The sequence below is a fragment of the Cytobacillus sp. FSL K6-0129 genome, assembly GCF_038007625.1.
Lineage (GTDB): Bacteria > Bacillota > Bacilli > Bacillales > Cytobacillaceae > Cytobacillus > Cytobacillus kochii.
Genome location: NZ_JBBOXM010000001.1, coordinates 2,747,729 through 2,761,102, shown reverse-complemented (window position 1 = coordinate 2,761,102; position 13,374 = coordinate 2,747,729). Strand labels below are relative to the sequence as shown.

General features: G+C 38.7%; 12 protein-coding genes. 10 read left to right on the top strand and 2 right to left on the bottom strand.

Annotated elements, in window-relative coordinates; all coding sequences use genetic code 11:
- The first annotated feature begins 56 nt into the window (after nucleotides 1-56).
- From MHI57_RS13780 to MHI57_RS13765, 4 genes are all read left to right on the top strand, one after another.
- Nucleotides 57-497 (top strand): DUF1934 domain-containing protein, encoded by a 441-nt coding sequence (locus tag MHI57_RS13780; protein WP_233435184.1) that lies wholly within the window; start codon nucleotides 57-59, stop codon nucleotides 495-497.
- Nucleotides 498-2,168, top strand: coding sequence for an arginine--tRNA ligase (gene argS, locus MHI57_RS13775; RefSeq protein ID WP_340976867.1), 1,671 nt, complete (start codon nucleotides 498-500; stop codon nucleotides 2,166-2,168).
- Between the two features lie 356 nt (nucleotides 2,169-2,524).
- Nucleotides 2,525-2,695, top strand: a complete 171-nt coding sequence (locus MHI57_RS13770; RefSeq protein WP_340976865.1) for a hypothetical protein — start codon at nucleotides 2,525-2,527, stop codon at nucleotides 2,693-2,695.
- Nucleotides 2,679-3,104, top strand: coding sequence for a hypothetical protein (locus MHI57_RS13765; RefSeq protein WP_340976862.1), 426 nt, complete (start codon nucleotides 2,679-2,681; stop codon nucleotides 3,102-3,104). Before MHI57_RS13770 ends, MHI57_RS13765 begins: the two co-directional genes overlap by 17 nt.
- A gap of 217 nt (nucleotides 3,105-3,321) precedes the next feature.
- Here MHI57_RS13765 and uvsE read toward each other — a convergent pair whose 3' ends face one another.
- Entirely contained in the window at nucleotides 3,322-4,278 is a 957-nt protein-coding gene (gene uvsE / locus MHI57_RS13760) for a UV DNA damage repair endonuclease UvsE (protein WP_095373585.1), read from the bottom strand.
- Between the two features lie 17 nt (nucleotides 4,279-4,295).
- The gene (gene cls / locus MHI57_RS13755; protein WP_307316575.1) at nucleotides 4,296-5,513 is read right to left on the bottom strand and encodes a cardiolipin synthase; all 1,218 of its coding nucleotides are present in this window, start codon (nucleotides 5,511-5,513) and stop codon (nucleotides 4,296-4,298) included.
- 241 nt (nucleotides 5,514-5,754) lie between these two features.
- Here cls and MHI57_RS13750 point away from each other — a divergent pair, with 241 nt between their 5' ends.
- The 6 genes from MHI57_RS13750 (at nucleotide 5,755) to MHI57_RS13725 (ending at nucleotide 13,336) form a co-directional block, all read left to right on the top strand.
- On the top strand, nucleotides 5,755-7,863 hold the full coding sequence (locus MHI57_RS13750; protein WP_307316578.1) for a heterodisulfide reductase-related iron-sulfur binding cluster: 2,109 nt from the start codon (nucleotides 5,755-5,757) through the stop codon (nucleotides 7,861-7,863).
- A gap of 243 nt (nucleotides 7,864-8,106) precedes the next feature.
- Nucleotides 8,107-9,294 (top strand): acetyl-CoA C-acetyltransferase, encoded by a 1,188-nt coding sequence (locus tag MHI57_RS13745; RefSeq protein WP_307316581.1) that lies wholly within the window; start codon nucleotides 8,107-8,109, stop codon nucleotides 9,292-9,294.
- A gap of 21 nt (nucleotides 9,295-9,315) precedes the next feature.
- A complete protein-coding gene (locus MHI57_RS13740; RefSeq protein WP_095371555.1) occupies nucleotides 9,316-10,167 on the top strand; it encodes a 3-hydroxybutyryl-CoA dehydrogenase in 852 nt (283 codons plus the stop codon).
- 95 nt (nucleotides 10,168-10,262) lie between these two features.
- A complete protein-coding gene (locus MHI57_RS13735) occupies nucleotides 10,263-11,393 on the top strand; it encodes an acyl-CoA dehydrogenase (RefSeq protein WP_095371556.1) in 1,131 nt (376 codons plus the stop codon).
- Nucleotides 11,394-11,416: 23 nt separating this feature from the next.
- Nucleotides 11,417-12,556, top strand: a complete 1,140-nt coding sequence (locus tag MHI57_RS13730; RefSeq protein WP_095371557.1) for an acyl-CoA dehydrogenase — start codon at nucleotides 11,417-11,419, stop codon at nucleotides 12,554-12,556.
- 150 nt (nucleotides 12,557-12,706) lie between these two features.
- The gene (locus tag MHI57_RS13725) at nucleotides 12,707-13,336 is read left to right on the top strand and encodes a TetR/AcrR family transcriptional regulator (RefSeq protein ID WP_095371558.1); all 630 of its coding nucleotides are present in this window, start codon (nucleotides 12,707-12,709) and stop codon (nucleotides 13,334-13,336) included.
- The last annotated feature ends 38 nt before the right edge of the window (nucleotides 13,337-13,374 follow it).

Genomic DNA, 13,374 nt, shown 5'->3' with positions numbered 1-13,374 from the left:
ATACTAATAAGGTTATAGAAATTTCGTTTGAAACGGTATAAAAGGATGTGGAGGGATTGTCGAAAGTTTTAGATGATCAAATTCCTGTAAAAATAAATGTGAAAACGACCATCCATGATGGGAATAGTAAGGATACTTTTGAATTAACGGCGGCTGGTCGATACTATAAAAAAGGAAATGCCAGATATCTTCAATATGAAGAAGAGATGGATGTAGGCATGGTGAAAACCATTGTAAAAATGACTGAGGATGACGGTTTAATCTTACGAAGTGGTTCGATAAAAATGCGCTTGCCATTTAAAATGCATCAGTCTTTAAGAGGTAATTATACGACCCCATATGGTGTATTTAATTTAAAAACTTTAACGAAGAGAATGGTGCATGAGTTTAAAGAAGAGACAAACATTGGCTCTATTGATTTGATGTATGATTTAAACATGCAAGGATCTAAAGCAGGAACCTATCATCTAACCATTGCATTTGAGGAGGAAAACTGAGTGAATATCGTTGAACAGGTGCAACAAAATCTGAAACAAGAAATTAAACAAGCGGTCATAAAAGCTGGCTTAGCTGAAGAGGGACAAATTCCTGATGTTATTCTAGAAATACCAAAAGACAAAACGCATGGTGATTATTCTACAAATATGGCGATGCAACTTGCAAGAGTGGCAAAAAAAGCGCCAAAAATGATTGCTGAAGATATCATTACTCACTTTGATCAATCAAAAGCTTCGATTGAAAAGATGGAAATCGCTGGGCCAGGATTTCTGAATTTTTACATGGATAATCGTTATTTAACGAACTTAATTCCTACCGTGTTAGAAGCAGATGAAGCCTACGGTCAAACAAATGTAGGTAATGGCACAAAAGTTCAAGTAGAGTTCGTATCTGCTAATCCAACAGGTGATTTACACCTAGGCCATGCGCGCGGGGCAGCTGTTGGTGATTCATTATCCAACATTCTAGCGAAGGCAGGCTATGATGTTACGCGTGAATACTATATTAACGATGCCGGCAACCAAATTAATAATCTCGCTTATTCTGTAGAAGCCCGTTATTTCCAAGCATTAGGTATGGAAAAGGAGATGCCGCAAGACGGTTATCATGGGGAAGATATTATTAATATCGGTAAAACACTTGCTAAAGAACATGGTAATGAGTATGTCGATTACGATGCCCAAGAGCGTTTTGACACTTTCCGTGAGTATGGTTTGAAATATGAAATGGAAAAATTAAAAAATGACTTGGAAGATTTCCGTGTTCCTTATGATGTATGGTATTCAGAGACTTCACTTTATCATAATGGAAAAATCGACCGTGCATTGGAAGCATTAAAAGAAAATGGTCATATATACGAAGAAGATGGTGCGACATGGTTCCGCTCTACTACTTTTGGTGATGATAAAGATCGTGTTTTGATTAAAAATGACGGCTCCTATACGTATTTAACGCCAGATATTGCTTATCATAAAGATAAATTAGAGCGTGGCTTTGAGAAAATTATTAACGTTTGGGGTGCAGACCATCATGGTTATATACCGCGTATGAAAGCTGCCATTCAAGCACTTGGCTATAGTAAAGAAGCCCTTGAAGTTGAAATTATTCAGCTCGTTCATTTATATAAAAATGGCGAGAAAATGAAAATGAGTAAACGTACAGGTAAAGCAGTAACCATGCGTGATCTTGTAGAGGAAGTCGGTTTAGATGCGACTCGTTATTTCTTCGCGATGAGAAGTGCGGACACTCATTTAGATTTTGATTTAGATTTAGCTGTATCACAGTCTAACGAGAACCCAGTATATTATGCACAATACGCACATGCGCGTATTTCAAGCATCTTAAGACAAGGTGAAGAACAAGGGTTAGTTCTTGACGCCCAAGCTGACTTATCATTAATCGGAGCAGAAAAAGAACTAGATGTATTGAAGAAAATTGGCGAATTTCCACAAGCAGTAGGTGAAGCTGCTGAAAAGCGCATGCCTCATCGAATTACCAATTATATCTTTGACTTAGCATCTACTTTCCATAGCTTCTATAATGCCGAAAAAGTTTTAGATAGCGAACAGCCTGAAAAGTCAAAAGCAAGACTAGCACTAATTAAAGCGGTACAAACAACATTGAAAAATGCATTAGCGTTAATCGGTGTGTCAGCTCCTGAAAAAATGTAAGAGACGTACAGCAAGCGCCCCACTCGTGTAGTGGGCGCTTTTTTTCTTGAAATAGAATTAAATTCACAAAGAGTAGTAATGGAGGAGAATTAAAACGTTTCATATAAAAAGGTACGAATTGCACGGTAGAGGATTATCTACCATGACCTTATTTTATATTAGGATGGGGAAACTACAGGTAGATTTCCTTAACCGAAAAAGTAAATAGATGCTGGTAGACTAAATAACGCTATCATGCCCACCTCTCTTTATAAAATTTAAGGTCCGTACCCTTCAAAATATTGAAAAATTCATTCCAATCAGTAGAGTAACTAAGTTGTGTTTGTACGCAAAAGGCAAAGGGAGAAGGAGAAGAATTGCGCGAAAGTCGTGTTAGCGCGCAAAAGACGAAGGGAGAAGGTGGAGAATTGCGCGAAAGTCGTGTTAGCGCGCAAAAGACGAAGGGAGAAGAAGAAGAATTGCGTGAAAGTCGTGTTTGCACGCAAAAAGGTAAAGGGAGAAGGAGAAGAATTGCGCGAAAGTTATGATTGCGCGAAAAAGACGAAGGGAGAAGGAGAAGAATTGCGCGAAATCCATGTTTACGCGCAAAAGACGAAGGGAGAAGGAGAAGAATTGCGCGAAATCCATGTTTACGCGCAAAAGACGAAGGGAGAAGGAGGAGAATTGCGCGAAAGTCATGTTTACGCGCAAAAGACGAAGGGAGAAGAAGAAGAATTGCGTGAAAGTCGTGTTTGCACGCAAAAAGGTAAAGGGAGAAGGAGAAGAATTGCGCGAAATCCATGTTTGCGCGCAAAAGACGAAGGGAGAAGGAGGAGAATTGCGCGAAATCCATGTTTACGCGCAAAAGGCAAAGGGAGAAGGAGAAGAATTGTGCGAAATCCATGTTTACGCGCAAAAGACGAAGGGAGAAGGAGAAGAATTGCGCGAAAGTCATGATTGCGCGCAAAAGACGAAGGGAGAAGGAGAAGAATTGTGTGTAAGTTATGTCTCCGCAGTAAAAGACAGAAGAAAGGGGATTGGTGTTATTAAGTTTTACATGGCACTTCTAACATTACACATAGAAAGAACCTAAAGCAGATAAAAAGATCATTAGTCTACTTTAGGTTCTATTTATTTTTATAGGTATGAATCAGAGCATATATTGACTTATCCACTACTTCCATTCAACCGTTCCGCCACCAACACGCTTGACTCCGCGAATGCTAGCGACATCTTCAACAAGTTGTAAACATGCTAAGTTCTTTGCTTTCGCTTCAATCATTAAATCCACATCTTGACCTACTTCGCGAATGGCCGTTAGGAGGGGTTGTACAAACTGGAAATCCACATAATCAGCATGCGACCGATAGGCTTTATCTGATTTAGGCGAAGACACATGGATTTTAGGTCGCAAACCCTTATGGCTCCATGTTTGAAATAGGCGTGGTAATAATTCTCTTAAAGGAATGTCCACGAGATTAGCCATATGGTGATGATAATCAAAAATCATTGGCACCTTTTCCTCTTCACATACAGCAAGTGTTTCCTCGGCATTATAGGTTTTATCATCGTTTTCTAACGTCATTCTCGCTTTAATATGTGAGGGTAAAGTTTTAAGATTTTCCTCGAAACGTTTTAAGGATGTCATCTTATCACCATAAGCACCGCCTATATGTATATTGATAATAGCGGTCTGGCTTAAACCCATTGCTTCGAGCATGTCAAAATGATATTGCATGTCGATTACGGCATTTTCGGTTACTTCCTGTCTAGGAGAAGTAAATAAAGTAAACTGATTAGGGTGGAAGCTTACACGTAAATGATGGTCTTTAATCAATTTACCCAATTCATACCATTCATTCTTAAAGGGCGATTGGAAATCCCATTTCACATCGGGGTGAGTAGCAAGTGGCACTATCGAACTTGATAATCGGTATAATGGGATTTCATGAGCAATATTATAATGAAGCATTCGCTTTGTGTGAGCAAGATTAAGTGCAGTAATTTCCCTCAGTTTATCTAATCTTTCATGAGCATTTAATTGTTGATAGCGAGCGTAAGTAAGTGTTTTTGCAGGGGAGGCATCCCATAATGTAATCGCATGAGATACATACCCGAAACGTATTGAAATCAATAGTTATCGGCTCCTTATAAAAAGAGATCTACACATCGTGCTAATAATTCTTTCCCTTGTCTCTTCAGGTTGAAACCAGAAATATCTTGATATTGCAGTTTTTCTGCATTCGCTAAATCCTTATGAAATACTTCGCTTAGTTCTTTATGAAAATGAAGATCCTCACTATAACAATTTATTTCATCATTAAGAAAGAAGCTTCTTTTATCAAAATTAGCTGTTCCGACGACAGCAACTTCATCGACGATCATTGCTTTTGCATGATAGAAACCTTTTTTATACTCATACACTTCTGCTCCTGCCTTCAGTAATGGACGTAAGTAACGATGGGAAGCTTCTTTGACAAGAAAGTGGTCACTCGTATAGGGAATCATAATCGTTACTTTTACCCCTCTTGTTAATGCGGACAATAGATGCTGCATTACTTCTACATCGGGAATAAAATAGGGTGTACCAATTTCAATGAATTGTTCAGCATTTTCAATCAGTGCGATATATTCCTCTTTCAAGAATGCACCATCATTCACTTTAAACTGATGTTCTACACTGCCTTTTGTTATATCTTCTGGAAAATACTTTTCAGTTTTACTTATTAGTTGGTTGCTAGCATCTGCCCAATCTTGTAGGAAAACACTTTGTAAAGTATGTGCACCTTCTCCACTTACTTTTAAATGGTAGTCTCGCCATGGTGTAAGTTTACGGTCAAGGTTGATATACTCAGGGCCTACGTTAAATCCACCTAAATATCCTACTTTTCCATCAATTACAGAAATTTTCCTATGATTTCTTGCTTGTACGTTGTAGAATAGAAAGGGAAACGTAGGTGTATGGGCAAAGGCTAATTGAATACCATGAGAACGTAGCTCTTTTTTGAGTTTAAAATTCAGAATAATCGGTAAACTACCAGCCCAATCTAATAGCAGACGTACCTCTACACCTTCATTTGCTTTTTGTTTTAAGATAGTTAAAAATTCCTGTCCTATTCCTTCGTCTTTAACAATATAAAAGAGAATATGGATATGGTGTTTTGCTTTTTTTAATTCCGTAAAATAATCATCAAATAATGAAGGTCCGTCCGCAAAAAGGACAAAGTTAGCGAAAGCGGGGGAGGGGTTCATTCGGCTGACTGTTTTTAAATGTTTTTTACGACCAAGGGCATAATCGACCCATAGAAGAAAAATAAATACGATAGCAATCAGCAAGATGACCGCAACAGAAAGAAGGATTGTCAAGTTGATCATCTCCCAAAACAGTATGTTTAAATAGTATCTCCATAGAGACCTATTCTATTATCGCTTTTATTGCCTGAAGAAAAAAGGATAAAATAAATAAAAAGTAGTTGACTGAATGCTCATTCATTATATAATGGAACTAAGATTTAAATTCAGAAAATTTTAATACGATAAAATTTTCTTTTTACATTGAATAATCTTCTTATACACATGGATTAGTCGAGAAAGGAGTAGAACACACGTGAATGGATTATTATGGGTTAACCTTATTGCGACCGTTCTTGTAATCGCTTACGCACTTAGTTTGTTTGCTTATTTGCTCAAGACCAGATATGAGTACATTAAGCTTGGAAAGAAAACGGCATTTGACAATAATGTTAAAGAGCGTATGAACAAAATTTGGGTCAATGTATTTGGGCAAAAGAAGCTTTTAAAGGATAAAAAAAGTGGCGCTATCCACGTCATGTTCTTCTATGGCTTTATTTTAGTCCAGTTTGGTGCAATCGATTTTATTATCAAAGGAATTTCGCCTGGATCACATCTTCCATTAGGTCCGTTGTATCCAGGATTCACTTTTTTCCAAGAAATCGTCACTTTAATGATTTTGGTTGCCGTCATCTGGGCATTTCACAGAAGATATGTTGAAAAGCTTGTTCGTCTAAAAAGAGGTTTTAAATCAGGGATTGTTTTAATTTTTATTGGCGGCTTGATGTTATCTGTTTTATTAGGAAATGGCATGTCGATGATTTGGCACGGACATGATCCTGTATGGACGGAACCGGTCGCTTCGCTTTTCGCCATCGCCTTATCATGGATTGGTGAAACAGCTTCTATTGTAGTCTTTTATGTTTCTTGGTGGATTCACTTATTATTCCTACTCGCTTTCCTAGTCTATATTCCGCAATCGAAGCATGCTCATTTGATTGCAGGACCAGTAAATGTATATTTCAATAGATTAGATAACCCAGGAAAGTTAAAACCAATCGATTTCGAAGATGAATCACAAGAGACATTTGGTGTTGGACATATTGAGGAGTTTTCGCAATTACAAATGATCGACTTTTATGCTTGTGTTGAGTGTGGTCGTTGTACAAATATGTGTCCGGCGACTGGAACAGGTAAAATGCTTTCTCCGATGGATCTTATCATTAAGTTGCGTGACCATTTAACATTCCACGGGGCAGCGGTGACTAGAAAACAACCATGGGTACCGACATTTGCCTTTTCGAATACGAAGGGAAATCAAATTGCTTTAGCAGCTGGGGCAGAGGGTGCTGAAGAGGCGGCAGCGGGCCTCGCTTATAGTCCGAGTTTGATTGGGGAAGTCATTACAGAAGAAGAAATATGGGCATGTACAACTTGCCGTAATTGTGAAGACCAATGCCCAGTTATGAACGAACATGTAGATAAAATTATTGACCTACGCCGATATCTTGTTTTAACAGAAGGTAAAATGGATGCCGATGCACAACGTGCGATGACGAATATCGAACGTCAAGGAAATCCTTGGGGACTAAACAGGAAAGAGCGAGAAGATTGGAGAAGTCTTCGTGAAGATGTACATGTTCCTACAGTGAAAGAAATGAAGAAAGCAGATGAATCTTATGAGTATCTGTTCTGGGTAGGAGCAATGGGTTCTTATGATAACCGTAGCCAAAAGATTGCCCTTTCCTTTGCTCGTCTTTTGAATGAGGCAGGAGTTAAATTTGCTATCCTTGGCAATAAAGAAAAGAACTCAGGTGATACACCAAGACGTCTAGGGAATGAGTTCTTATTCCAAGAGTTAGCAACAAAGAATATCGAAGAGTTTGAGAAAAATGAAGTGAAGAAAATCGTAACAATCGATCCACATGCTTATAATATCTTTAAAAATGAATATCCAGACTTTGGGCTTAAAGCCGAGGTATACCACCATACGGAAGTATTAGCGAAATTGGTGAAGGACGGTGTGTTAAAACCACAATATGCCGTTGAAGAAACGATTACCTTCCATGATTCTTGTTATCTAGGGCGCTATAACGAAGTATATGATCCACCTCGTGAAATTTTAAAATCGATTTCAGGTGTGAAACTAATTGAAATGGAGAGAAATCGCGAAAAAGGAATGTGCTGCGGTGCTGGTGGTGGATTAATGTGGATGGAAGAAGAAACAGGTAATCGTGTCAATGTTTCACGTACAGAACAAGCATTAGCGGTCAATCCAACGGTTATTAGTTCAGGGTGTCCATATTGCTTAACGATGTTATCAGATGGAACAAAAGCAAAAGAAGTAGAAGAAAATGTACAAACATATGATGTAGCTGAGCTTTTAGAAAAAGCTGTTATCGGTGAACAAACACTCGCTTCATAGAAATAAGGAGAGAGGAATTGAAACGTATAAAAATTCAGTAAAAATAAATTTTATGAATTTTTAGGATATTGTTTTAATTCTTCTCTTTTTTCGTGTAAAATAAAGTAAATAAAGCGCTTTCATGATATTTGTAGAAATTTTACTTTTTTCTATGGACATCCTTTGAGCGAGCGTTCAGTCAATAGCCTCTTAGTTAAAAGAAAATTTAGTGAATAAGAGATAAATAGGAATGGAGTGAAAGTTTTGAGTAAAACAGTCATTGTTGCAGGTGCGAGAACACCTTTTGGTAAGTTTGCTGGTGGGTTAAGCTCTTTCACCGCTTCAGATTTAGGTGGAATCGTTGTTAAAGAAGCTCTAAAACGAGCGAATGTTGCTGGGCAAGATGTAGGCGAAGTAATTTTAGGCTCAGTCTTACAAGGAGGACAAGGACAGCTCCCGTCAAGGCAAGCAGCGCGAAAAGCTGACTTACCTTGGGAAGTGAAAACGGAAACAATCAATAAGGTATGTGCTTCAGGAATGAGGAGTGTGACCTTAGCAGATCAAATTTTAAGACTAGGTGAAGAAGAGATCATTGTTGCCGGTGGAATGGAATCGATGAGTAATGCTCCTTATCTTCTGCCAAAGGCTAGATGGGGATTAAGAATGGGCGATGGCAAAGTGCAGGATTTAATGACATATGATGGTTTAACTTGCAGCTTTTCTGGTGTGCATATGGGCACTTATGGGAATGAAACAGCAGAAGCATTCAACATTAGTAGAGAAGAACAAGATAGATGGGCATTGAGAAGTCATCAGCGAGCAGCAGAAGCAATTAAATCAGGTAAATTAGCTGAAGAAATTGTGCCAGTTGAAGTACCGCAAAGAAAAGGTGAGAGCATCGTCGTTTCAGAAGATGAAGCGCCTAGGAAAGATACATCTTTAGAAAAGTTAGCTAAACTAGGTTCCGCGTTTGGTCCAGGTGGAAGTATTACTGCAGGGAATGCTCCTGGTGTAAATGACGGTGCGGCTGCCCTTGTACTGATGAGTGCAGAAAAGGCAGAGCGTGAAGGAAAAGAGATAGGGGCAGTAATTCTCGGTCATACAGCAATTGCGGTAGAAGCAAAGGACTTTCCGCAAACACCTGGCTTAGTCATTAATGAGTTATTAAAAAAGACAGGTAAAAGCTTAGATGATATTGATTTATTTGAAATAAACGAAGCCTTTGCAGCAGTTGCCTTAACAAGTGGAAGAATTGCTAATTTAGATGAAGAGAAGGTAAATGTGAATGGCGGTGCGGTTGCCCTCGGTCACCCGATTGGTGCAAGTGGTGCAAGGATTATTTTAACACTCATGCATGAATTAAAGCGTAGAGGTGGCGGTATTGGCATTGCTGCTATTTGTTCAGGTGGAGGTCAGGGTGACGCAGTAATGATAGAAGTGGCCAAACAATAAATTCCTGGAGGGGATAAATAAATGAGTATCAATACAGTAATGGTTATCGGTGCAGGACAAATGGGTTCAGGGATCGCGCAAGTTTGTGCGCAAGCGGGATTTAGTGTTTATTTAAATGATTTAAAGCAGGAGTTTTTAGACCGTGGATTAAGTGTGATTAAAAAGAATTTAACTAGACAAGTAGATAAGGGCAGAATGCAAGCAGAAGAAATGGAAAAAGTTCTTGCTAATCTGATTCCCTCTACTTCATTAGAAGATGCAAAACAGGTTGATTTAGTGATAGAAGCAGCTGTTGAAAATATGGAAGTGAAGACAAAGATATTTAACCAACTAGATGAAATTACGCCAGCACATACGATATTAGCATCAAATACATCTTCTTTACCGATTACGGAAATTGCCGCAGCGACTAAACGTCCCGAAAAAGTGATTGGTATGCATTTTATGAACCCTGTACCAGTCATGAAATTAGTCGAAATTATACGTGGTTTAGCAACAACAGATGAAGTGTATCAAGCAATTGAGGACATGACGAAACAATTAAACAAGGTGCCAGTAGAAGTGGAGGACTTTCCAGGTTTTGTGTCTAACCGCATTCTCATGCCGATGATTAATGAGGCTGTCTATACATTATATGAGGGAGTTGCAACGAAAGAAGCAATCGATGACGTTATGAAACTGGGTATGAACCATCCGATGGGACCGTTGACTTTAGCAGATTTCATCGGTTTAGATACGTGTCTCTATATTATGGAAATTTTACACGAAGGCTTCGGTGATGATAAGTATCGTCCATGTCCTTTATTAAGAAAGTATGTAAAGGCTGGATGGCTAGGTAAGAAAACTGGTAAAGGTTTTTACGAATACGCTTAATGATTAAGTAAGTTAAATAATTAGTCGAAGTGGATAAAAATCTTTTTTGAACCTTGCTAAGACACATACAATTGACGACATCGGGGGTTAAGTATATGCATTTAAAGTTTACTGAAGAGCAAGAGATGATGAGAAAAATGGTGAGGGATTTTGCTCAAGCCGAGATAGCTCCATATGTGGATAGGATGGAAGCTGGCGAGTTTCCAAGGGAAGTCTTGAGGAAAATGGGAGAGCTTGGATTAATGGGGATTCCCATTCCAGAAAAATACGGTGGCTCTGAAATGGATTTTATGTCCTATATCATTGCTATTAATGAAATCTCTAAAGTAAGTGCAACAATTGGTGTGATTTTATCTGTCCATACATCTGTAGGTACGAATCCAATTGTTTATTTTGGTACAGAAACACAAAAACAAAAGTATGTTCCCAAGTTAGCTAGTGGAGAATATTTGGGTGCGTTTTGCTTGACTGAACCAAGTGCAGGTTCTGATGCAGGAAGCTTAAAGTCAAAAGCGGTAAAAAAAGGAGATCAATATATTATCAATGGCTCCAAAGTATTTATTACAAACGGTGGAGAAGCGGATGTCTATATTGTCTTTGCTTCCACAAACACAGCATTAGGAACAAAAGGAATATCGGCTTTTATTGTTGACAAGGATACCCCTGGACTAGTCATCGGAAAAGATGAACATAAAATGGGACTTCATGGTTCAAGAACTTTACAGCTTAGCTTTGAAGATATGGAGGTACCTTCGGAAAACCTTTTAGGTGAAGAAGGTGAAGGCTTTAAGATTGCCATGTCTAATTTAGATGTGGGGAGGATTGGCATTGCTGCCCAAGCCCTGGGGATTTCTGAAGCTGCCCTTGAGGCATCCACTCGTTATGCTAAAGAAAGAGTCCAATTTGGTAAGCCGATTGCAGCCCAGCAAGGTATTGGCTTTAAGTTAGCGGATATGGCAACGGCAGTTGAAGGAGCAAGACTACTAATCTATCGTGCTGCTCATATGAGACAAAACGGTCAAAAATGTGGGAAAGAAGCATCAATGGCTAAATTATTCGCTTCTAAAACAGCTGTTGAAGTCACAACGGATGCGATTCAAGTATTTGGTGGCTATGGCTATACAGAAGATTATCCAGTAGAAAGATATTTCCGTGATGCAAAAATAACGGAAATATACGAAGGTACAAGTGAAATTCAAAAGCTAGTAATCAGTAAACAACTTTAACAACTTATCTTGGAGGAGTAATCATGAATTTTCAATTAAGTGAAGAACATGAAATGATTAGAAAAATGGTAAGAGATTTTGCTGAAAACGAAGTGGCGCCGACCGCTGCTAGTCGTGATGAAGAGGAACGCTTTGATCGCAATATATTTAATAAAATGGCTGAACTAGGTTTAACAGGTATTCCTTGGCCAGAGGAATACGGTGGTATTGGGAGTGATTATTTAGCATACTGTATAGCGGTGGAAGAACTGTCACGTGTATGTGCATCTACCGGTGTAACTTTATCTGCACATACATCCCTAGCCGGATGGCCAATTTATAAATTTGGTTCAGAGGAACAAAAACAAAAATATTTAAAGCCGATGGCACAAGGTGAAAAAATAGGTGCTTATGGTCTAACGGAACCAGGTAGCGGATCTGATGCTGGCGGTATGAAAACAACGGCGAGATTAGAGGGCAGTCATTACATTCTTAATGGCTCAAAAATTTTCATCACAAATGGTGGTGAAGCAGAAATCTATGTTGTATTTGCTTTAACTGATCCTTCAAATAAACATAAAGGAACAACGGCCTTTATAGTCGAGTCTAATTATGAAGGATTCTCTGTCGGTAAAAAAGAGAAAAAGTTAGGTATTCGTTCTTCTCCTACAACTGAAATCATTTTCGAAGAGTGTAAAGTACCAGTTGAAAATGTGCTCGGCGAAGTCGGTGAGGGCTTTAAGATTGCGATGATGACGTTAGATGGTGGTCGTAATGGTATTGCTGCACAAGCTGTCGGAATTGCTCAAGGTGCGTTAGATGCGGCAACTGCTTATGCAAAAGAGCGTGTTCAATTTGGAAAACCGATTGCGGCCCAGCAAGGAATTGGTTTTAAATTAGCAGATATGGCAACAAGTGTAGAAGCAGCTAGACTATTGACCTATCAAGCAGCTTGGTTGGAATCTGCCGGACTGCCTTATGGAAAAGAATCAGCTATGTCTAAACTTTTTGCTGGCGATGCGGCGATGAAGGTGACAACGGATGCTGTGCAAGTATTTGGTGGCTATGGTTATACAAAGGATTATCCTGTCGAGCGTTACATGAGAGACGCAAAGATTACACAAATTTATGAGGGTACTCAAGAAATTCAAAGATTAGTCATTTCAAGAATGGTTACGAAATAACAAATAAAGAAATGGGGCGCCGATTATGTTTAGGTACGCAATTAGATCGTTGCCCCGCATTAAATGATTCTTCTCATAGATCCATTAAGTAAAGAGAGGTTTATACAGTCATCAACATGGATGGAGGGTATAAAAGGACGGTAGATAATCATGTCAAAGAGAGAAGTACAGGCCTCTGTCAAAGATGAAAAGCTTGTAAAAAAAAGAAGAGATCAAATGATCAAAGGCGCGGTGAACCTATTCATCGAAAAGGGGTTCCACCGAACGACGACAAGAGAGATTGCGAAAGCTTCTGGATTTAGTATTGGTACATTATATGAATATATCGGAACAAAAGAAGACGTACTATATCTTGTCTGTGACAGTATTTATGATAAGGTTCGAGAGCATCTACAAAAGGGGCTAGACACAAAAAAGGGAACGATTGATAGCCTGAGACAAGGGATAGCAGATTATTTCCGAGTCGTTGATGGTATGCAGGATGAAGTGCTAGTGATGTATCAGGAAGTAAAGTCTTTATCGAAAGACGCGTTACCTTATGTTTTAGAAAAAGAAATTGAAATGGTGGCAATGTTTGAGAAAGTAATCGTTCTTTGCATAGAAAATGGAGAGCTTTCATTACCTGAGACAAAGGTCAAGATGATCGCTCATAATATTTTTGTCCAAGGACAAATGTGGGCGTTTAGGCGTTGGTCATTACAAAGAATGTTTACGATTGAGGAATACATTGAACTACAAACAGATTTACTTTTTCAAGCAATTCATGCAGAGAAACGATAATAGATTAACTGTAAAAATAACTGAAAATAAAATATTTT

Bases quoted from the DNA above. Each gene is read 5' to 3' on its own strand.
- MHI57_RS13740 (WP_095371555.1), top strand. From the start codon at position 9,316: ATGAGTATCAATACAGTAATGGTTATCGGTGCAGGACAAATGGGTTCA.
- MHI57_RS13735 (WP_095371556.1), top strand. From the start codon at position 10,263: ATGCATTTAAAGTTTACTGAAGAGCAAGAGATGATGAGAAAAATGGTG.
- MHI57_RS13730 (WP_095371557.1), top strand. From the start codon at position 11,417: ATGAATTTTCAATTAAGTGAAGAACATGAAATGATTAGAAAAATGGTA.
- MHI57_RS13725 (WP_095371558.1), top strand. From the start codon at position 12,707: ATGTCAAAGAGAGAAGTACAGGCCTCTGTCAAAGATGAAAAGCTTGTA.